Below are 20,230 nucleotides of genomic sequence, written 5' to 3' on the forward strand. Positions count from 1 at the left end.
GGCTGAATTTCAGCGGGTGATGGTTCGACTGTCGCCGCGGAACTCGGCCACGACGGTGTCGCCGTTGCGAACGGTCACGTCGTAGATCCCACTTCGACCGCCTCGTGCCTTCTCGGTGGCGATCGCGGTCAAGGTGTCGCCCAGACGGGTCGGACGTAGAAATCGGATGTCCGCGCGCGCTGCAACGGCTGAATCCTCGTAGCCGTTGCAGGCGAGCGCAAACGCGGTGTCCGCGAGCAGGAAAACATAACCACCGTGTGTGATTCCGTGACCGTTCACCATGGTTTCGCCCACGGTGACGGTCACGGTTGCGCTACCGGGCGCCAGCTCGGAAATCTCGATACCGAGTGCCTGCGACGCCTGGTCCGCGTCGAACATCTCTCTGGCGGTGATGCTTCCTGTACTCACGAGACAACTCCTGTGGGATCGGAGAATTGCAGGGGTCTAGAGGACCGAGACAACTTCCTGGACGTACATGTCGACTGTGCCGGTGGCAAAGTTTGCGACATCTTTTCCAGCGGCGCCCATCTCCGGGGACTTCAGGCCGCTCTGCATCGTCTCGAGATCGGGAAACACCAGGTTGGCGACGGCGTAGAAGACTGGATCGGAGCCGTCAAGCGTCGAGCACTTGCTGAACGTGAAGTCCGAGAGTCCTGGCACTGCGCTGGCGAGCGGGACGTGGATCTCGTTGTAGTACTTGTCGAAAGCCTCCGGATCGGTGGGGCGTCCGTAACATACTGCTACTCGATAGGTCATGTGCTTTCAATTCCCTTCGGGGCGAGTCTTGGCTACCAGAGTCAGGACGTCGTATGTCGCGACCGGATCGTTGTCCTGGTTCGTCACCACGGCATCCCAACGAACCTCACCGTAGTCGGCGCTGCTGCGAGGTGTGATGGTCTTGGCTGTGAGGGTGACCGTCAGGCTGTCTTCGGCTTTCACCGGGGTCAGGAACCTGAGGCTGTCCACGCCGAAGTTCGCGAGAACCGGGCCGGGAGCCGGGTCGACGAACAGACCGGCAGCGAGTGAGACAACCAGATAGCCGTGTGCGACGATGCCGCCGAACAGCGGGTTCGCCGCTGCGGCCACCGGATCGGTGTGTGCGTAGAAGGTGTCACCGGTGAACTCTGCAAAATGATCGATGTCTGCGAGTGTGACCTGGCGCGGACCGCCGACAACGGTGTCGCCGATCTTCAACTCGGCGAGACTCTTTCGGAATGGATGTTCGGATCCGGTCGTGCGCGCTGACCCGGTGAACCAGCGCTCGCCGACCGCGGTGAGCACGTCGGGTGTGCCCTGCACGGCCGTCCGCTGCATGTGGTGTAGAACTCCGCGGATGCCACCCAGCTCCTCACCGCCGCCGGCACGGCCCGGACCGCCGTGTACGAGGACTGGAAGGGGAGAGCCGTGGCCGGTGGATTCCTTGGCGTCGTCGCGGTTCAGGACGAGCACTCTGCCGTGAAAAGCTGCGAGGCCCAGCACCAGTCGACGTGCGATGTCGGTGTCGGCAGTGACCACCGAGGCGACGAGGCTTCCCTCGCCACGGGCCGCGAGTTCGATCGCATGATCGATGCTGTCGTATCCGATGACGGTGCTGACGGGTCCGAAGGCCTCCAGCTCGTGTACCTCGTGCGCATTCTCTTCCGCCCGGAGAAGGACAGGGGAAAGGAAGGCTCCTGACTGGCCGTCGGCACCGACCACGTCGACGTTGTCCGGGTCTCCGAATACGATAGTTGCCGACTTCGTCAGACCGCGAATGGATTTCAAGACTTCGTCACGCTGTTCGATGCTGGCGAGAGCTCCCATCGTGACGCCGTCGGCATCGGGGTGTCCCACGACCACTTTGTTCAGTCGCTCGGATGCGGCATCGACAACGGCGTCGACCAGCGAGACCGGGACCAGGGCGCGCCGGATCGCCGTGCACTTCTGACCCGCCTTGACTGTCATTTCGGTGACGAGTTGTTTGACGTACAAATCGAATTCGGGCGTTCCTGGTACGGCGTCCTCGCCAAGGATCGACGCGTTGAGTGAATCGGCCTCGGCATTGAAATGGACGCCCTTGCCGACGACGTTCGGGTGAGCACGCAGCGTTGCGGCGGTGTCGGCGGATCCGGTGAATGCCACTGAGTCCTGCCCGCCGAGGTGATCGAGGAGGCCCCGTGCACTACCGGAGAGCAGTTGGACGGAGCCCTCCGGGAGCAAGCCTGATTCGATGATGCGCCGGAAGACGAGTTCGGTGAGATATGCCGTGGAACTGGCAGGTTTGACGATGGACGGCACACCCGCGATGAATGCCGGTGCCAGCTTCTCCAGGAACCCCCACACCGGGAAATTGAAGGCGTTGATCTGTACGGCGACGCCGCGGCGTGACGTATAGATGTGTTGCCCGAGGAAAGTTCCGCCCTTGCCCAGAGCTTCGACGTTTCCATCCAGAAAGACTGTGCTGTCGGGCAATTCGCGCCGAGCCTTGCTCGCGTAGCTCAGCAGGGTTCCGAATCCACCGTCGATGTCCACGCCGGAATCTCGCGTCGTCGCGCCGGTGGCAGTGGAGAGTGCGTAGAACTCGGCTTTTCCTGCCATCAATGTGAGGGCGAGAGCCTTGAGCGCGCCGGCACGTTCATGGAAGGTCATCGCAGACAGTGCAGGCCCGCCGACCTCGCGTGCGTACGTAACCATCTCGGCGAGGTCGACGCCGGTTGCGGAGATCCGGGCCACCTCCGATCCGTCCACTGCGCTCGGCAACGGGGTACCTGCGTCCGGTGCGGCGTACCAGCGACCGGCTACATAGCTTTCCAACAGTCTGCTCACGACAACTCCATCTCACCGTACGTTCGGTCGGTAATTACGATCGCCCGGTAACGCCGCGTTGTCAAGGATTCGGCAGAACTGCCTGGAATCAGGCCTTGCGAAGTCCGTCGAAAGTGACGGCGACGACCGCGTCGGCAATGTCGGAGACGGACTCGCCCGCTCGGGGTTTGTACCACTCGATCAGTGAGTTGACGGTGCCGAACATCAGCTTGCTGGCGAGGGCCGGTTCGATGTCCGGGCGCAGGTCTCCCTCCGCTGCGGCGGACGAGACGAGGCCTCCGACAAAGTTGTCGAATTCGCGTCGACGGGCGAGCGCGGCCCGCTCGACCGTCGTGTTGCCGCGGACGCGCAGGAGCAGGGTGACGTACGGAAGCTCTGCGACCAGCACCTCTACGCTGCGCCGGACCAGGTATTCGAGCCGGTCGATGTGCGGACCGGTGGTGGCGCCTTCTTCGGTCGTGACCGCAAACAGGGCGTTGAGGGCACGCGAAAGTGCGAGTTCGAGAAGTTCCGACTTGCCGGACACGTGGTGGTAGATCGAGGACTTCGTGATGCCGAGCTTCTTGGCGAGCACCTCCATGCTGGCGCCGTCGTAGCCCTTGTCGTTGAACACCTTTACAGCCACGGCTAAGAGCGAATCGAGGTCGTAGCCGGGACGTCCGGGGAGGCCGGTGCGTCGAGTGGGGCGTGCCGTAGTCATGCCCCCATCTTCTCAGTTCGGGCAAAGCTGTGCACCAACCTCGTTTTCACCCTTGTCAAACGACCGAATGTTCGGTTATTAATGTAAGAGAGCGAGAAGGAGCGAATGTGAACACCCTGCACGTGGACGAGCGCGAGGATCGCGTCGTGGTCACCCTCGACAGGCCCGCGCAACGCAACGCGATCAACGCGGAAATGATCGACGAACTGCATCAGGTTTGTGGACGCCTCGAACGGGATCCGAAGCTGCTCCTGCTTGCCGGGCGCGGAGACCACTTCGCGGGCGGCGCTGACATCGCGGAGCTCCGAGAGCGCGGACGAGAGGAAGCGTTTGCGGGTATCAACCGGACCCTGTTCGACCGTATCGGAAAGCTCCCGCTGCCCACCGTGGCCGCCGTGAGCGGCTATGCGCTCGGCGGCGGGGCAGAGTTGACCTACGCCTGTGACATTCGCGTCGCGACAACGACGGCGGTCTTCGGTAATCCCGAGCCCAATCTCGGCATAATGGCAGCCGCCGGCGCCAGCTATCGGCTGCCGAAGCTCGTCGGAGTCTCGATCGCGAAGCAAGTGCTCCTCGGTGCCAGGAACCTCGACGCCGAGCAGGCGCTACGAGCGGGCCTGGTTGTCGAGGTGACCGAACCGAATTGCCATGTCGATGCAGCGCATCGGCTGCTCGACCGTATTTCCCGACTGTCCCCGCTGGCACTGCGATTGACGAAGATCATTGTCGACGCGCCGGGATCGCATCCGTTTGCCGACGACATCGCCCAAGCTGTCCTGTTCGAGAGTTCGGACAAGCGTGATCGCATGACGGCCTTCCTGGAGAAGAAATCATGACTGAAGCAGTTGCACCGAAGACCGTCGGAGTCATCGGCGGTGGACGTATGGGTGCAGGTATCGCCCAGGTGTTCGCCGGTCTCGGCGGGGCGGTCACCATCGCGGAGAGCGGCGACGCCGAGGCAGCGTTACAGCGTGTTTCCACCGGCCTCGACCGCGCCCACGAGCGAGGGAAACTCGGCGACCAGGATCCCGCGACGGTCCTCGCGCGCGTGAACGTCGTAGGCGCAGTGAGCTCCTTACCCCCGTCGCTCGACCTGATCGTCGAGGCGGTCCCGGAAATCGCGGCCCTCAAGGTCGAGGTGCTCGCCGCTGCGGAAACCGTTGCCGGAGAACGCACCGTGATCGCCAGCAACACCAGTTCCATGTCGATCGCCGAACTCGGCGCAGCGCTGACGGATCCGAGCCGGTTCATCGGTATGCACTTCTTCAATCCAGTCCCGGCGTCGCTGTTGGTCGAGATCGTCCGGGCGCCTCAGACCCGCCCCGAGGTTGTCGACTCGGTACGGGCATGGGTGTCGATGCTCGGCAAGGCCGAGGTGCTCGTCAACGACTCACCTGGTTTTGCAACCAGCCGGCTTGGCGTCGGTCTCGGGCTCGAAGCCATCCACATGCTCGAAGAAGGTGTGGCGGACGCGGAATCGATCGACCGGGCCATGGAATTGGGGTATCGGCATCCGATGGGGCCGCTTCGTTCGACAGATCTGGTCGGGTTGGATGTGCGCCTGGCGATCGCCGAACACCTCGCGAGCACTCTCGGTGATCGATTTACTCCTCCAGCATTGCTGCGAGAGAAGGTGGCTCGCGGCGAGTTGGGGCGCAAGACGGGACAGGGTTTTCACACATGGAGCTGAACCGAACTGCCTGCGAAAGGAACATCGATGACTGACGTGATCCGCTTGGAGATCGAGCGAGGTTTGGCGACAATCACTCTCGACCGGCCTGAGGCAGCCAATGCCGTCAACGGCGAAATGAAGTCTCAGCTGCTCGAAGCGTTGCTGCAGGTCCGCGCGGACGCAGGCGTTCGAGCGGTGTTGATTCTCGCCGAAGGCAAGAACTTCTGCGTCGGTCAGGATCTGGGCGAGCACGCGGCAGCGTTGGATGCTGATCCGGCGCACGCGATGGACACCGTCGCCGCACACTACAACCCCATCGTCACGGCGCTGTCGACGCTCTCTGTCCCGGTGGTGGTGGGTATCGGCGGCGCCTGCGTCGGGGCCGGGTTGGGAATCGCGTTGGCCGGAGACATCCGGGTCGTGGGGGCTCGCGCGAGCTTTGCGACGGCATTCACCGGCATCGGTCTGGCCAGTGACTCCGGGCTCAGTCATGCGCTCGTGCACGCGCTCGGACCTAGCCGTGCCAGTGGCCTGATGTTGCTCGGCGACAAGTTCGACGCGCAGAGCGCACTGGAGTGGGGCTTGGTTCATCGCGTGGTGGCCGACGAGGACGTCGCAGCTGAGGCTCGGGTACTCGCGCGTCGGCTTGCCGACGGACCCACCGCGGCCTTCGCCCACGTGAAATCGCTGATCCGTGCCGTTGCTCCTGGGCTTTCCCAGGCGCTGGAGGCCGAGGCGAACGCACAGGTGGAGCTGGGTTCGACGGCAGATCATCAAGGCGCGGTCACGGCTTTCCTGTCGAAGCAGAAGCCGGTTTTCGAGGGCCGCTGATTTCTGGTGCGTCGAAAGATTCTCTTGTGCGCTGGGACACCTCGGTGCATACTAGTTACCAACCGATCATTCGGTAATAAAAGGTAGGTACGATGACCAACGTGGAAGCTCCACAAGACCTGCAGAACCTGTTCGACGAGACGATCGCGGCAGACCAGCGCATCGAGCCTCGCGACTGGATGCCGGACGGCTACCGCAAGACTCTGATTCGTCAGGTTGCCCAGCATGCCCACTCCGAGATCATCGGAATGCAGCCCGAGGGAAACTGGCTCACCCGTGCGCCTTCGTTGCGACGCAAGGCGATCTTGATGGCGAAGGTCCAGGACGAGGCCGGGCACGGTCTGTATCTCTACTCCGCGGCCGAGACGCTCGGTGCCGATCGTGGCGATCTGACCACCAAACTGATCGAGGGAAAGCAGAAGTACTCCTCGATCTTCAACTATCCGACGCTTACCTACGCCGACGTGGGTGTGATCGGCTGGCTGGTCGACGGAGCCGCTATCTGCAATCAGGTTCCGCTGTGCCGCAGCTCCTTCGGGCCGTATGCGCGCGCGATGATCCGTGTGTGCAAGGAGGAATCGTTCCATCAGCGGCAAGGCTTCGAGTTGTTGGCGACGATGATGCGCGGCACGGAAGCTCAACGTGCGATGGTGCAGGAAGCCGTCGACCGATGGTGGTGGCCCGCTCTGATGATGTTCGGACCGCCGGACGACGAATCGCCGAACACCGAGCAGTCGATGAAGTGGCGCATCAAGCGGCACACGAACGACGAACTGCGGCAGCGATTCGTGGACATGTCGATACCGCAGGCCGAGGTCCTCGGTGTGACCTTCCCTGATCCCGACCTGCGCTGGAACCCCGAGCGTGGCGCACACGATTTCGGCGAGCCGGACTGGAGCGAATTCATGGATGTGGTCCGCGGCAACGGAGCGGCGAGCGTCGAGCGGATCACCAATCGGAAAGCCGCACACGACAACGGGGCCTGGGTTCGCGACGCCGCCCACGCCTTTGCACAGCGCGAGAGACTCGCGCACGATCGCACGACTGGGGAAACATCATGAGCGAGAACGATCAGGTACAGGGCGATCAGGTGCGGGGCGAATGGCCTTTGTACGAGGTATTTCTGAGGGGAAAGCGCGGACTGAACCACGTGCATGTCGGATCCCTGCGCGCGGCAGACGACCAGATGGCGCTACGCCACGCGCGCGACGTCTACACCAGACGTAACGAAGGCGTGAGTATCTGGGTCGTGCCATCCGCGAAAATCGTGGCTTCGAGTCCGGCAGAAAAGGATCCGTTCTTCGCGCCGAGCGGCGACAAGGTCTACCGGCACCCGACCTTCTACGACATCCCGGACTCCGTTCCGCACATGTGAGAATCACTTCGACTTCGAGGACCATCAGATGAACGATCACGACAGTGCCTACGACGGCCTGGTCGACGGTGACGGCCACGGTCAGTGGGCGTTCGGAACAAGCTTCGACGACCCCCTCGCCGGAGTCGACACCACGGTGCCAGGCGATGTCGATCTCGGTGCGCTGGCGCGCTACTGCCTCATGCTCGGTGACGACGCGCTCGTCAGTTCGCAACGACTCGCCGAATGGTCCACGCGAGCACCGGAACTCGAAGAAGAGGTAGCTCTCGCCAACGTCGGCCTGGACTTGATCGGGCAGGCCAGGCTGCTGCTGGCTCGCGCGGCAGCAGCCGATTCCACTGTGGTTCCGTTCATCTCGGATACGTCGCCGGTGCCGGCCGAAGATGCGCTCGCCTTCTTTCGTGATCAGTTCGGTTTCCGCAACGTGAGACTGGTGGAACTCGCCAACGGCGACTTCGCGCACACGGTCGTTCGGCTACTCGTGTTCTCGACCTGGCGGCTGGCGCTGTTCGATCGGCTGCGCACGTCGCGCGATCCGGTTCTCGCAGCTGTGGCGAACAAAGGTGTCAAGGAACTGACCTATCACCGCGACTACGCGGCAAGATGGGTCGTCACCTTGGGCGCCGGCACGGCAGAATCCAAGCGTCGGACGGCCGACGCCTTGCTCGAGATCTTCCCGTTCGTGGACGAACTCTTTGTTCCCACTCAGGACGAACTCGTTTTGGCAGAAGTTGGCGTCGGAGTGGATCCGCGTACTGTTCGGCCGGAGTTCGACGCTGTTCTTGCCCAGGTCCTCCATGCGGCCGAAATGGAAGAGCCGCCTTCACGTTTCTCCGGTTTCGTCGGAGGCCGCGGCGGACGTGCCGGACTGCACACCGGGGCGCTGGGACTTCTTCTTGCCGAAATGCAGAGCGTCGCTCGGGAGCACCCGGAAGGGGTGTGGTGACCGTGGCTGCCACCACCGTCTCTTCCGCGCAGGAGATCGTCGCCTCGGTGATGGATCCGGAGATGCCACTGCTTACTCTGGCCGACCTCGGCGTCATCCGATCGGTCGACGTCGAAGCGAACTTCGTCTGTGTGACAATCACTCCCACCTATTCCGGATGTCCCGCGATGGCGACGATGCGAGACGACATCGAGCACAAGCTGAACGATGCGGGATACGGCAGCGTCCAGATCAAGACTCAACTGTCGCCGCCTTGGAGTTCGGATTGGATCAGCGAGGAGGGGCTCGCGAAACTTCGAACGGCTGGGTACTCGGTGCCGGGGGCAGCGCCGCGCCGCACCTCGGGGCCGATCGCATTGACCTTGACGGCCAAGCCCCGCGACATCCTCTGCCCCCAGTGCGGTTCGGCAAACACCAGACTGAGTTCGGAATTCGGTGCGACCCTGTGCAAAGCGCTGTATCGCTGCCTCGACTGCCTCGAGCCGTTCGATCACGTGAAGGAGATCTGAACAGATGAGTACCGCAACGACGAACCGGAACAAACCCTTTCACCCGTTGACGGTTGCCGGTGTCGAATCACTGTGCGACGACGCAGTTGCCGTCACCTTCGACGTGCCTGCCGATATCGCCGATCAATTCGATTTCGGCGCCGGGCAGTCACTGACACTGCGGCGGATGATCGACGGCGTCGAACACCGTCGTTCCTACTCGATCTGTGCACCGGTCGGGGCGTCTCCACGTGTGGGGGTTCGCGAAGTAGCAGACGGACTCTTCTCCACCTGGTTGGTGCGCGACGTCAAGGCCGGGGATCAAATCGACGTCCAGGGCCCCTCGGGCAATTTTGTCGCCGATCCTGCACTGGGTGGACGGCACGTTCTGATCGCGGCGGGCTCAGGCATCACGCCCATGCTTTCCATCGCTGCAACACTTTTGGCGAACCCCGAGGCCGATGTCACCCTGCTGTACGGGAACAGGCGCACTCGTTCGGTGATGTTCGCCGAAGAAATCGCCGACCTGAAGGACCGGTACGGTGCACGCCTGGACGTCATTCACATTCTCTCTCGCGAGCCGAGAGAGGTCGAGTTGTTCTCGGGCCGTCTCGACGCCGACCGGTTGCGTGAGATCTTCACCTCTCTCGTGCCGTACGACCAAGTCGACGGATTCTGGTTGTGTGGCCCCTTCGGGATGGTCAACGACGCCCAGGAAGTGCTGGCCGGCTTGGGAATTGCCAAGGATCGCATCCATCACGAGCTGTTCTACGTCGACGACGTCGCTCCGCCGGTCGCGGTGCATCGTGAGCGCGGAATTGTCGGACCGAGCAGCGAGGTGACTATTACTCTCGACGGTCGATCGACCACCGCGACGTTGCCACGCGACCAGTCGATTCTCGATGCGGCCGAACAGTACCGCTCGGATCTGCCCTTCGCCTGCAAGGGCGGAGTGTGCGGAACCTGCCGCGCCAAGGTCACCTGCGGTGATGTCGAGATGCGCAGGAACTACGCACTCGAAGACTACGAAGTCGACGCGGGTTTCGTGCTGACCTGCCAGACCTTTCCTGTCGGTGAACAGATAACAGTCGATTTCGACGCCTGACCGCCCGCACAGCGCCCTCACTGAGCCCACCGGAGACAATCATGACCGAACTCGCCACTGCTACTTCGCAAGAAATCGAATTTGCCAGCCGGGACCGCATTTCGACGCTCCAACTCGAGCGGATGCAATGGTCACTGATGCACGCGTACACCAATGTTCCGCACTACCGCAAAGCTTTCGACGACGCCGGCGTCCACCCGAGCGACTTGAAGGATCTGAGCGATCTCGCGAAGTTCCCCTTCACCACCAAAGCGGATCTGCGTGAGAACTATCCGTTCAAGATGTTTGCGGTGCCCCAGGACAAGGTCTCGCGAATTCACGCGTCTTCGGGGACCACCGGTCGCCCGACGGTGGTGGGGTACACGAGCAACGACCTGAACAACTGGGCCGATCTCATCGCGCGCAGTCTCTCGGCCGGCGGCGTGCGGTCTTCGGACAAGGTGCACGTGGCTTACGGGTACGGTCTGTTCACCGGCGGGTTGGGAGCACACTACGGTGCGGAGCGTTTGGGCTGCACGGTCATTCCCATGTCCGGTGGCATGACCGAGCGGCAGATCCAACTGATCGAGGACTTCGAACCCGACGCGATCATGGTGACGCCGTCGTACATGTTGACCATCGTGGATGCGATGATCAAGAAGGGTATTGATCCTTCGAAAACCTCGCTGCGGGTTGGAGTTTTCGGAGCGGAGCCGTGGACTGAACAGATGCGTACCGAGCTCGAACAACAACTCGACATGCACGCCGTCGACATCTACGGACTCTCCGAGATCATGGGCCCGGGCGTGGCAATGGAATGTGTGGAAACCAAAGACGGGCTCCATATCTGGGAAGACCACTTCTACCCGGAGATCATCGACCCGGTCACGGGTGAGGTGCTGCCGGACGGAGAGGAAGGTGAGCTCGTTTTCACCTCGCTCACCAAGGAAGCGCTGCCTATCATTCGCTACCGAACCAGGGACCTGACCCGTCTGTTGCCCGGGACGGCGCGCTCGATGCGACGGATGCAGAAGGTCACCGGCCGGACCGACGACATGATCATCCTGCGTGGAGTCAATCTGTTCCCCACACAGATTGAAGAACTGATCCTGACCGTCCCCGCCCTCGCGCCTCAATTCCAGTGTGTGCTGGAGCGTCCGGGTCGTATGGACACCCTGACAGTGCGCGTCGAGGCTCGCCCCGACGCGGCAATTTCGGACCATGCGGCAGCGTCGTCTGCATTGCAGAAGCTGGTGAAGAACAAGATCGGTGTCACGGTCGAGGTAAACGTTCTCGAACCCGGCGGACTCGAACGCTCGATCGGCAAAGCGCGTCGTCTGATCGACCAACGTCCGAAGGACTGAAACTACTCCAGGGCCATGCGGGTGGCGAAGATTCCGAGAATGCCACCAGCAAGCCACTTCTGAGCCCGCATCCATACCGGACGTGCCACGAGGAAGGTCGACACGGCCGCCGCACAGCACACGATCAACGCGTTGACGGTGACTGCGACCAGGATCTGCACGCCGCCGAGTACGAGTGCCTGTTGCCAGACCGGGCCCGCAGTGGGATCGACGAACTGGGGGATCAGGGCCGCGTACATCAGCGCAATCTTGGGATTGAGCAGATTGGTGGTCAACCCCATCCCGAACAGACGGCCGCTACCGTGGCGGTCGACTTCGCCCACCTCGAAGGCGGACTTTCCACCTGGTCGGAGCGTCGACCAGGCGAGATAGGCCAGATACAGGGCGCCGCCGATTTTCACCGCGGTGAACACCGTGGGTACGGCGAAGAGAACCGCTGTCAGTCCAGCGCACGTGGCGGCGAGGTAGACCAGGAAACCGGTTGCGACTCCGCCGAGCGAGATCAAGCCTGCCCGGCGGCCCTGGCTGATGCTGCGTGACACCAGGTAGATCATGTTGGGGCCCGGTGTCAGAACCATCGCCAGGGCTATCAGCGCGACTCCCGTCATCGACGCTGACGTGATCATGTCGGTCTCCCACTACTCGGTACGTATGTTTCGTCGAGTACACAAGGGATTACCGTGGCGCGCCAAGGTCCAGTTCGCAGGCAGTGGTCCGCTCAGGTGTTGGCCCAGCTGTCGGGCCCGAAGACCTCGTAGTGGATATTCTTTGCCGGAACATCCCTTTCGAGCAACGATGCGCGCATCGCCAACATGAACGGCATCGGCCCGCAGAGGAAGGCTTGGGTATCGGGCTCCACTGCAATGTCTTGCAAATCCGCCCGTCCTTCGTGAACAGATCCGAACGCCACGTGCGTGCCGAGATCCTCGTACCAACGATGCAAAGTTGCGGCGGGAATCTTGTCGACGAGTGTGCTGAGTTCCGCGCGGTGAGCATGGTCCGCGATGGATCGATCAGCATGAATGACAGAGACCGAACGCTCGGCGCCGGTGTCCACGAGATGATTGAGCATCCCGATCATCGGTGTGCAACCGATTCCGGCCGACGCGAGTAGGAGAGGTGAGTTGTCATCCGGCATGGTGAGATCACCGAAAGGCGTGGTGACGGAGAGTTCCTGACCTTCGAATACGTTGTTGTAGAGGAAGTTCGACACTTCGCCATCAGGAGTACCGGAGATTCGCTTGACGCTGATCCGCCAGTCTGCGCTGCTCGGTATCGAACACAGGCTGTATTGGCGGATCTGGCGAGCGCCGTCGGGCAGCGTAACCCCGACCGAAAGATACTGTCCGGGTGCGAAGGTGGGGAGTGCACTGCCGTCTAGCGAAGTGAGCGTCAGGGAGACGGTATCGGCGGACTGAAGAACTCGTTCGCTGATCCTGACCGTGCGCCAGACGTCACCGGCGTCGACGCCGGCGAGTTGGTAGAGGCCACGCTCCATCGTGATGAGGGTTTCCGCCATCAGCCAGTAGACCTCGTCCCAGGCTGCTGCGACGTCGGGAGTGACTGCATCGCCTAGTATTTCGACGATCGCGGCAAAGAGGTGTTCGTGCACGATTGCGTACTGGTCGGGCGTGATTCCCAGCGACGCATGCTTGTGGGCGATGCGTGAGAGTATGAGATCGACCTTGGCGCTGTCCGGCTCGAGCTGAAGCGTCGCGAATGCCGCGATGGCGCCGGCGAGAGCCTTCTGCTGTTCGCCCTGTTTCTGATTGCCGCGATTGAACAAATCACGTTCGAGTTCAGGATGTGCGTCGAACATCTTGCGGTAGAACAGGGTTGTGATATCGCCGATGGCGGCGCCGACCACGGGAAGGGTGGCGCGAATGACCTCGGTTGACTGTGGGGAAAGCATGAGCTGCTCCGTTCGGTCGAAATTCGATTGATCAGCCTGCTTCGTCGCTCCGGGTGGTGAGGCGTAGCAGGACAGTTTTGGACGGCTGCCGGATGACGTCTTCGATCGTGACCGCGTCGAGTGAAACGAAAAACGCTTCCTGTGCTTCGCGCAAAGCGCTCCGAAGGAGGCAGCCGCCGCGCAGTGGGCACGGTTTGTCGCCTTCGCAGTCGACGACTTCACCCGGGCCTTCGAGGCGTCTGGCCAGCCAGCCGATGGTGGCGGTGCGGCCGAGTTCGGTGATGGAAAGCCCACCGCCGCGACCACGCCTGGTTGTGACGATGCCAAGCTCACCGAGCCGTGTAACCACCTTGGTGGCATGGGAGTACGACACGTTGAGCTGCTGCGCAACATCCCGGGTACTGGGGGAGGCATCCGCGTCGAGTACGGCCAACCGCATGACGACGCGCAATCCCAGATCGGTGAACTGCGTCAGTTGCATGATCTGAACCTACATAATTCGCATCTGAGATGACTATTTATGTGAGGGGGATCTCGAGGGTCCCAACCAGGGCGAACGGTACGTTCGGCGCCTCCAGTGCGCTGAACGTGCCGTTCGCTCAGAGGCGGGCGGCCGAACCCCCGGCAACGACGTCGAGAAAGTGGGGTGCTCGCCAACCCCGCGCCGCAAAGTCGCGGCTCACCGACGCGATGACCTCCGCATGACTTCCTTCCGGAACCAATGCGATGGCCGAACCTCCGAATCCGCCGCCGGTCATCCGCGCACCGATCGCGCCGCCGCGTCGTGCTGCGGCAACGGCGACGTCGAGTTCTTCACACGAGACCTCGAAGTCGTCGCGCAACGACGCGTGGGAGTTGTCGAACAGCTCGCCGACGTCGCTGAATCTGTTGCTGCGCAGAAGCTCTGCGGTCTTCCGTGTCCGTTCGATCTCGGTCACGACGTGCCGTGCCCGCGCCCGGAGGATCGGGTCTCGCACTGTCTCGGCTTGGTCTGCAGTAGCCTCTCGCAAGCTGCCGACGCCGATAGCTGCTGCTGCATCGACGCATTGAGAGCGTCGCAACCCGTACTGTCCGTCTGCGAGCGAGTGTTTGACCCGAGTGTCGATGACGATCAGTTCGTACCCCGCACCGTGGAGTTCGAAAGGGATGGGTTCGGTGGATCCGTCCAGGCAGTCCAACAGGAGCGCAGTCGAGGGTCGGGCAAAGAGGGCAATGGTTTGATCCATCCCACCGGTCGGTACGCCGACGCCGTCGTTCTCCGCCTGGATGCACACCTGTACCAGCTCATCGCGGGTGAATGGTGAATCGTGAAGTTCATTGACGGCCAACGCAACCGAACAGGTGAGGGCAGCGGAACTCGACAGCCCGGCCCCGACCGGTACCGACGAGTCGACTGCCAGATCGATTCCTCCGAGCGGGAGGCCTCGGCGCGCAAGAGACCACAGAACGGCTGTGGGGTAGGCGGCCCATCCTGCTGCTATGTCGCCGATGGGCCCGGTGTATGTCTCGTCGGATTGCCGACTGTGCACGCGGACGACCCCGTCGGTGCGCAGTGCGACGGCAACCAGCGTTCGCTGCTCGAGAGCGACCGGTAGGCACAATCCACCGTTGTAGTCCGTGTGTTCACCGATCAGGTTGACTCGACCGGGTGCCGCCCAGGCTCCGGTTGCCGGATAGCCATAGGCGTCGTGAAACTGTTGGAGCACAGATGGTTTCGAGACGGTATCCACTATTTCAACTCCCGTAGGCGGGCCGCGACTGCCTCGGGAATGGTGTCGTTCACCCAGGCGCCCATGGCGGACTCGGACCCGGCGAGGTATTTGAGCTTGCCTGGTGCGCGCAAGATCGAGAACAGCTGAAGATGCAGTCGACCCAGAGGTCGGTCGATGCGGACGGGAGCTTGGTGCCAGGCCGCGATGTACGGTACCCGATCGACGCCCGGATAGAAGCGATCGATACGGCGCAGGAGATCTTGGTAAACGACCGCAAGCTCCTCGCGCTCTTGGTCGTTCAACGAGGGAAGGTCCGGGACGTCTCGGTGCGGTGCCAGGTGAATCTCGATGGGCCATCGTGCGGCGGTCGGGACGTAGGCGCTCCAGTGATCGCCGTCGTAGATCAACCGGGCCCCGTCCTCGCGCTCGAACGCCAGAACATCGGCGAGCAGTGAGCGACCGGTGCGCTCGAAGTGTTTGTCCGCCTGCGTCAACATGGATCGGGTGCGTGACGTGACATACGGGTATGCGTAGATCTGTCCGTGCGGATGGGTGAGTGTCACCCCGATTTCTTCGCCGCGGTTCTCGAAGCAGAACACCTGTTCCACAACCGGATCCGCCGACAACTCCTCGGTCCGAGAGATCCATGCACCCACAATCGTACGCATGCGTTCGAGTGGAAGCTCGCCGACGGACGCCGTGTGATCGCTCGAGAAACACATCACTTCGCAGTGGCCGACAGCTGGGCGATCACCCACACCGTCTCCGGGACCGTCAATGGCTTCCTCGGGTGCCGCGGCAAAGCTCGGAAACCGATTCTCGAACACCGCGACGTCGTAGTCTCCGTCGGGTATCTCTGTGGGCGTGCGTGTTTCGTTGGTCGGGCACAACGGGCATTCGGCGGCGGAGGGGAGATGTGTCCGTGTCATGCGATGCGAAGCCATGGTGATCCACTCCCCGGTGAGAACGTCGAACCTCATCCGAGACGAGTGGTCGAGAGCCGGCAATTCGCGGGAATCTCGCGCAGAGTGGGCGCGGGTACGGCCGGCATCGTCGAAGTAGAAGATCTGACGCCCGTCGGCGAGGGTACGACGGGTCGGATCCGGCTTGGGTGTCATGCGTCGACTTCCCATTCCAGAACACCCTTGCTGACAACGGGTTTCCACACTCCGATCGTGGATCCTGTTTCCAACGCTGCGGCATGGGCGCCCAACATGACCGAGATGGACGCCCAGATCGGACCGCCGTTGTCAGTGGCGTCCGACGCATACTCGGTCACACAATGATGGAGTGCGCCGTTTCGTGTGTCCACGAAGTAGTGGTACTCGTCCAGTCCGGCAAAGGGAAGGAACGAGGGGATGAACATGGTTGCGGCAGTGCCTGCGTCGCGTTGATCGTGTCGATCCATCTCGTCCTCGGCGTAGAGGTCCGGATTCTCGTAGATCGTCTCGTCCCACGTTTCGAGCAGAGTGAGTCGAACTTCGGTTGCGACGTCGATGGGGTAGAAGAACTTGTCGGGAAGCACGCTGCCGAGAAAGAGCCCGGTCCGGTCGTCGTGGGTCAGGCTGCCGTTGTGCACCCGATACAGCTCGCGAAGTTCCTGGGGCCACGTGACGCCGGTCGACGCTTCGAATTCCTCGATAACGGCGTCACCGAGCCCTGGCTGAAACGCTGCAGCCGTCACCGGTGCGTGTGTACGGCACCACGCTTCGATTCGGCTCCATTCGTTTGCAACGCTCATGGGCTTTACGATACGTCCGAGTCAGGACCCGTGAATCAGGTACTGCAGTGTGTCCACGAGCTTTCGGTCCGAAGCCTTGGACTTTCGGCCGGTGATTCCCGATCGGAGAATTGCGGAACCCTCGAGCAGGCTCACGATGGTCTGCGCTGCCGCGCCCAGGTCCGCCGCATCCAGATCCGGTTGCGCACACGCAACAGCGCGCTCTACGTGTGCGATGTACTGCGCGTAGAAGTCTCGAACCACGACCGCCACTTCTTGGTCCGCCGCCGCAATGGCCCATACTTCGACGTACAGACGCACCGTGGCCTGGTCGTCCTGTTCTCCGAGCAGGACTCCGATGAAGTGTTCGGATTCCTCACGGGAAAGACTCTGATCCGTATCCGTGACGACGGCAAGGCGATCCAGTGAGCGGGTCAATGCCCGTGACATGACTGCGCGGATGAGATCTGCACGGGTGGGGTAGTAGTGCTGCAGGTGCCCCACCCGCACTCCGGCTGCGGCTGCGAAATCGCGCATCGCCGAGTTGGCATTGCCCTGCGTGGCGAGGACCTGTTCTGCTGCGTCGAGAAGTGCTTCCGCGCGGGCGGCGCCCTTGGAGGGGGTCATGCCCGCAATACTGCCACCCCGAAGCTCTCCAACTCGGAGACGGTGCGGCGCGGGTTCGGAAGCGACTCGGGGAAAGTGACTCCAGGCTGGGCATCGTCCGCCAAGGCTTGTCTGACGGCAAGTGCGCCGCCCACCGCGGTGAGGTGAGCTTGGCCCTGCGGGTCGACGATTGTTGCGCTTGTCGTGCCGCTCGGGCCGGTGACGTCGATGCGTACTTGCGCGCTCCCGCCCTTGCCAGGCGAGTACAGGAGTCCGCGTCGTAGCGGTGTGAAGCGGTCGCCGCGACCCCAACGGAACAGACCCACCTTCTTGGCGGCGAGCAGCGCAGTTGTGGATGCATGCGAACTGAAACCTATTCGAGTGCTGGCAGTTTCGGCGCCCAGGGTCATGGGGAACGTGAATTGTTCCGGAGTGTCGATTCTTCCGACCTTGGTGCGCGATCCGGGGAAGTCGACCCAGCGTGTATCCGTCAACGGGCTGACGGTGATCGGGTTTCCTTGCTGCATCACCTCGAAATCCTGGCCGAGGCGATCAATGAAGTCGACGGAGTCGAGCCCGGCAATGTCGTTGACGTCGTAGCGAATCGAGACGTCGATCGTGCTCGCGCCACCCAGTTCCTCGGCCAGCGCTGCGGCGACGATATTGGTTACTCCGCCCATCCATCCAGACGACAGGTACACCGGTGCGCTCGGCGACTTCTGACCCGCCAGAGTGGCGGCGCGAGCGACGCGGGATGTCCAGCGGGTGATGTCCACGTAGGGAATTCCGGCCTCGACGGCGGCGGACAGGACACGATCGTGGGGATCGTTGACCGTCGACACGACCGCGCGTACGGACGCGTCGAAGGGCGTCGGGTCGAGGAGGTCCCAGCGGCGAACGGAAGCGCCGTGACGGCTGGCCAGTTCGTTGCCGCGCTCGGGGGTGCGTCCGGTGAGGAGTAGTGGGAAGTCGGGGGCGAGCAAGGCGGTCAGGGCGCTGCCTACGGTTCCGTATCCGCCTGCCACGAGGATCGGGCCGTCGGCTGAATACTGCAATGAGTCGGTCATGCGCTCAACTCTAGGTCAAATGACCTAAAACGTCGAATGGAGTCTTTCCAGTGCTCAGTCCCGGTGTCGCACGATGTTGACGACGTTGCCGTCGGGTGCCCGGACGAGGAATCGGCGAACACCCCACTCTTCGGTCGTAATGGGGTGCACGATTTCGTAGCCGAGCCTTCGGGCCTCTTCGTAGGCGCCGTCGACGTCGTCCGTGTGGACGGAGATGACCGAGTCCTCGGCTGCAGTGGCGTCGTGCGTGACGAGTTGTACGTTCGCGCCGGTGTCGGGAGAGGTGTAGCGAGCGACCCACCCCATGTTGAACTCTTCGGTGCTCAGGCCGAGATAGTCGGAGTAGAAACTCTTGGCGGCTCCGACATCGGCGACTTTGAGATTGGCGGTGATGCGTCGTGCACGCATGTGGTTCTCCTACCCTCGGCAACAGATGTGCTCGATGATCGTCCGAAAGCGGAGTCATGTCGACTGTGCCGTCCGAAGATGCGGGCTAACTGGCTGATTCGATCTGTCACTGCGGATCGAACGAGCCCACGGTGCCCCACCGCGAGAAGGGAAGGACGATCAATTGAACCTTGCCGATGACATTGTCGATCGGAACCGTTCCGCTCAGTTCGTCATCGAGATGGAATCGTGAGTCTTTGGAGTCGCCGCGATTGTCACCCATCACCCACAGGTTCCCGTCGGGAACCGTGACCGGCCCGAAATATATTCCCTGACAGGGGATATCGTTACCTGAGATGCGATTGTCGATGTACGGCTCGGTCAGCGGCTTGTCGTTCACTCGAAGCCCCTCTTCCTCGGACAGGCACTGCACGGTTTGCCCACCGACCGCGATTACCCGCTTCACGAGATCGTTCTCGTCCGGCGGGACCAAACCGACGATGGATCCGAGTCCTTGAAGTGCCCGGACCACCGAGTTGTCCGATCGAATGGATTGATACTCGTCGTTCCAGGATTCGGGTCCCTTGAACACGACCACATCCCCAGGCTGTGGATCCCCGAATCTATAGCTGATTCTGTCGACGAAAATCTTGTCTCCCGTGCAGCCGGTGCATCCGTGAAGCGTCGGTTCCATGGACTCGGACGGGATCAGAAATATGCGTCCGACGAAGTTCTGGATGACAACACTCAGGACAAGTGCGACGACAACGAGGATCAGAATCTCACGCCACAGTGGACGTCTTCTCGGGTGATCAGCCGTCGTCGATTCAGTCGAGTCTTCGTGGGCGTCGGATTCCGTCACATTCCCGACAATAGATGGCGCAACCAGTCGGCGGCCCGATACCGACGTTCTCGATTCGAGGGTCTACTTTGTCGGCCGATTTGCTTCAGAATCGGATCACATCACCCACACGGATCTGGTCGGGATCGGCAATCCACGCATTCATGACCCAAACATCCTGCCAACGAATACCTTTCGCAGCAGCAAGGTTGAACAACGTATCGCCCTCGGAGACTGTCACCGTGTCGCCCGCTGAACCTACCGACGATCGAGCCGAGGTTGTCGAATCAGGGGTGGTGCCGCCCCAACCTAGGTAAGCGCCACATACCGGCCACGCGCCGATGCCCTGAGCTGACAGGGTTGCTTCCGCGGCCGCGACTTGATCGGCTGTCGACGCCAAGTCGGCGCGAGCCGGTGCACCTGCCGGTTTGTATGCATCCCACGTCGACTGCGTGAATTGAAGTCCGCCGTAGAAGCCGTTGCCGGTGTTGATGTTCCAGTCGCCGGAACTCTCGCACATGGCCACCTGCGACCAGTCGTGCGCACTGGCTACGCCGGTGTTGACGATTGCACCGCCAATTGTCAGAACGCCTGCTCCTGCGGCTATCGTGACGAATCGTTTGGTGTGTGAACGTTTGTTTTTCCGGTGGTTTCCCATGATATTTTCCTTGATCGGTCTGACGGGACAGGGATCTCGGCTCGGCGTGCGGATCGAGTGTT

General features: G+C 62.1%; 24 protein-coding genes. 9 read left to right on the forward strand and 15 right to left on the reverse strand.

What is annotated here, in order from left to right:
- Positions 1-9: 9 nt before the first annotated feature.
- The 4 genes from paaI to RE4_RS00995 form a co-directional block, all read right to left on the reverse strand.
- Positions 10-378, reverse strand: a complete 369-nt coding sequence (gene paaI / locus RE4_RS00980) for a hydroxyphenylacetyl-CoA thioesterase PaaI (RefSeq protein WP_050794025.1) — start codon at positions 376-378, stop codon at positions 10-12.
- A 66-nt stretch (positions 379-444) separates the two neighbouring features.
- Positions 445-756 carry an EthD family reductase gene (locus tag RE4_RS00985; protein ID WP_003943191.1) on the reverse strand — a complete coding sequence of 104 codons (312 nt, stop codon included), beginning with the start codon at positions 754-756 and terminating at the stop codon, positions 445-447.
- A 6-nt stretch (positions 757-762) separates the two neighbouring features.
- Positions 763-2,805 (reverse strand): phenylacetic acid degradation bifunctional protein PaaZ, encoded by a 2,043-nt coding sequence (gene paaZ, locus RE4_RS00990; protein ID WP_060937826.1) that lies wholly within the window; start codon positions 2,803-2,805, stop codon positions 763-765.
- An 88-nt stretch (positions 2,806-2,893) separates the two neighbouring features.
- A complete protein-coding gene (locus RE4_RS00995; RefSeq protein ID WP_060937827.1) occupies positions 2,894-3,505 on the reverse strand; it encodes a TetR/AcrR family transcriptional regulator in 612 nt (203 codons plus the stop codon).
- A 107-nt stretch (positions 3,506-3,612) separates the two neighbouring features.
- Between RE4_RS00995 and RE4_RS01000 the strand changes: the two genes are divergently transcribed.
- The 9 genes from RE4_RS01000 to paaK all read left to right on the forward strand — a co-directional run bounded on the left by RE4_RS01000 (position 3,613) and on the right by paaK (position 11,265).
- Entirely contained in the window at positions 3,613-4,341 is a 729-nt protein-coding gene (locus RE4_RS01000; RefSeq protein ID WP_003943217.1) for an enoyl-CoA hydratase/isomerase family protein, read from the forward strand.
- Complete coding sequence (locus RE4_RS01005; protein WP_060937828.1) at positions 4,338-5,195, forward strand: 3-hydroxyacyl-CoA dehydrogenase family protein; 858 nt, start codon at positions 4,338-4,340, stop codon at positions 5,193-5,195. The genes RE4_RS01000 and RE4_RS01005 overlap by 4 nt, the downstream gene beginning before the upstream one ends.
- 27 nt (positions 5,196-5,222) lie before the next feature.
- Positions 5,223-6,008, forward strand: a complete 786-nt coding sequence (locus RE4_RS01010) for an enoyl-CoA hydratase/isomerase family protein (protein ID WP_020971122.1) — start codon at positions 5,223-5,225, stop codon at positions 6,006-6,008.
- Between the two features lie 92 nt (positions 6,009-6,100).
- Positions 6,101-7,069 carry a 1,2-phenylacetyl-CoA epoxidase subunit PaaA gene (gene paaA, locus RE4_RS01015; RefSeq protein ID WP_060937829.1) on the forward strand — a complete coding sequence of 323 codons (969 nt, stop codon included), beginning with the start codon at positions 6,101-6,103 and terminating at the stop codon, positions 7,067-7,069.
- Complete coding sequence (gene paaB / locus RE4_RS01020; protein WP_020909477.1) at positions 7,066-7,383, forward strand: 1,2-phenylacetyl-CoA epoxidase subunit PaaB; 318 nt, start codon at positions 7,066-7,068, stop codon at positions 7,381-7,383. The genes paaA and paaB overlap by 4 nt, the downstream gene beginning before the upstream one ends.
- 28 nt (positions 7,384-7,411) lie before the next feature.
- Positions 7,412-8,329: a 1,2-phenylacetyl-CoA epoxidase subunit PaaC gene (gene paaC / locus RE4_RS01025; protein ID WP_042953177.1), complete on the forward strand. Its 918-nt coding sequence runs from the start codon at positions 7,412-7,414 to the stop codon at positions 8,327-8,329.
- Positions 8,330-8,379: 50 nt separating this feature from the next.
- Positions 8,380-8,838 (forward strand): 1,2-phenylacetyl-CoA epoxidase subunit PaaD, encoded by a 459-nt coding sequence (gene paaD, locus RE4_RS01030; protein ID WP_044480149.1) that lies wholly within the window; start codon positions 8,380-8,382, stop codon positions 8,836-8,838.
- A gap of 4 nt (positions 8,839-8,842) precedes the next feature.
- The gene (gene paaE / locus RE4_RS01035; RefSeq protein ID WP_060937830.1) at positions 8,843-9,922 is read left to right on the forward strand and encodes a 1,2-phenylacetyl-CoA epoxidase subunit PaaE; all 1,080 of its coding nucleotides are present in this window, start codon (positions 8,843-8,845) and stop codon (positions 9,920-9,922) included.
- Between the two features lie 41 nt (positions 9,923-9,963).
- Complete coding sequence (paaK, locus tag RE4_RS01040; protein WP_019745754.1) at positions 9,964-11,265, forward strand: phenylacetate--CoA ligase PaaK; 1,302 nt, start codon at positions 9,964-9,966, stop codon at positions 11,263-11,265.
- Between the two features lie 2 nt (positions 11,266-11,267).
- Here the strand turns inward: paaK and RE4_RS01045 are convergent, their stop codons facing one another.
- From RE4_RS01045 to RE4_RS31760, 11 genes are all read right to left on the reverse strand, one after another.
- On the reverse strand, positions 11,268-11,891 hold the full coding sequence (locus RE4_RS01045; RefSeq protein ID WP_019745753.1) for a LysE family translocator: 624 nt from the start codon (positions 11,889-11,891) through the stop codon (positions 11,268-11,270).
- A gap of 92 nt (positions 11,892-11,983) precedes the next feature.
- Positions 11,984-13,177, reverse strand: coding sequence for a globin domain-containing protein (locus RE4_RS01050; RefSeq protein WP_060937831.1), 1,194 nt, complete (start codon positions 13,175-13,177; stop codon positions 11,984-11,986).
- A 31-nt stretch (positions 13,178-13,208) separates the two neighbouring features.
- Positions 13,209-13,658, reverse strand: coding sequence for an RrF2 family transcriptional regulator (locus RE4_RS01055; RefSeq protein WP_003943059.1), 450 nt, complete (start codon positions 13,656-13,658; stop codon positions 13,209-13,211).
- A gap of 118 nt (positions 13,659-13,776) precedes the next feature.
- Positions 13,777-14,907 carry a galactokinase gene (gene galK / locus RE4_RS01060; protein WP_060937832.1) on the reverse strand — a complete coding sequence of 377 codons (1,131 nt, stop codon included), beginning with the start codon at positions 14,905-14,907 and terminating at the stop codon, positions 13,777-13,779.
- Positions 14,907-16,007 (reverse strand): galactose-1-phosphate uridylyltransferase, encoded by a 1,101-nt coding sequence (gene galT, locus RE4_RS01065; RefSeq protein WP_060937833.1) that lies wholly within the window; start codon positions 16,005-16,007, stop codon positions 14,907-14,909. The genes galK and galT overlap by 1 nt, the downstream gene beginning before the upstream one ends.
- Positions 16,004-16,630: an SMI1/KNR4 family protein gene (locus RE4_RS01070; protein ID WP_042953173.1), complete on the reverse strand. Its 627-nt coding sequence runs from the start codon at positions 16,628-16,630 to the stop codon at positions 16,004-16,006. The genes galT and RE4_RS01070 overlap by 4 nt, the downstream gene beginning before the upstream one ends.
- A 21-nt stretch (positions 16,631-16,651) precedes the next feature.
- On the reverse strand, positions 16,652-17,236 hold the full coding sequence (locus RE4_RS01075; RefSeq protein ID WP_060937834.1) for a TetR family transcriptional regulator C-terminal domain-containing protein: 585 nt from the start codon (positions 17,234-17,236) through the stop codon (positions 16,652-16,654).
- Positions 17,233-18,282 carry a saccharopine dehydrogenase family protein gene (locus RE4_RS01080; protein ID WP_020909468.1) on the reverse strand — a complete coding sequence of 350 codons (1,050 nt, stop codon included), beginning with the start codon at positions 18,280-18,282 and terminating at the stop codon, positions 17,233-17,235. The genes RE4_RS01075 and RE4_RS01080 overlap by 4 nt, the downstream gene beginning before the upstream one ends.
- 54 nt (positions 18,283-18,336) lie before the next feature.
- Positions 18,337-18,690, reverse strand: a complete 354-nt coding sequence (locus tag RE4_RS01085; RefSeq protein ID WP_020971115.1) for a VOC family protein — start codon at positions 18,688-18,690, stop codon at positions 18,337-18,339.
- A gap of 106 nt (positions 18,691-18,796) precedes the next feature.
- Entirely contained in the window at positions 18,797-19,531 is a 735-nt protein-coding gene (lepB, locus tag RE4_RS01090) for a signal peptidase I (protein WP_060937835.1), read from the reverse strand.
- An 85-nt stretch (positions 19,532-19,616) separates the two neighbouring features.
- Positions 19,617-20,168: a LysM peptidoglycan-binding domain-containing protein gene (locus RE4_RS31760; RefSeq protein ID WP_021345840.1), complete on the reverse strand. Its 552-nt coding sequence runs from the start codon at positions 20,166-20,168 to the stop codon at positions 19,617-19,619.
- Positions 20,169-20,230: the final 62 nt, after the last annotated feature.

Source organism: Rhodococcus erythropolis NBRC 15567 (genome assembly GCF_001552595.1).
Classification (GTDB): domain Bacteria; phylum Actinomycetota; class Actinomycetes; order Mycobacteriales; family Mycobacteriaceae; genus Rhodococcus_F; species Rhodococcus_F erythropolis.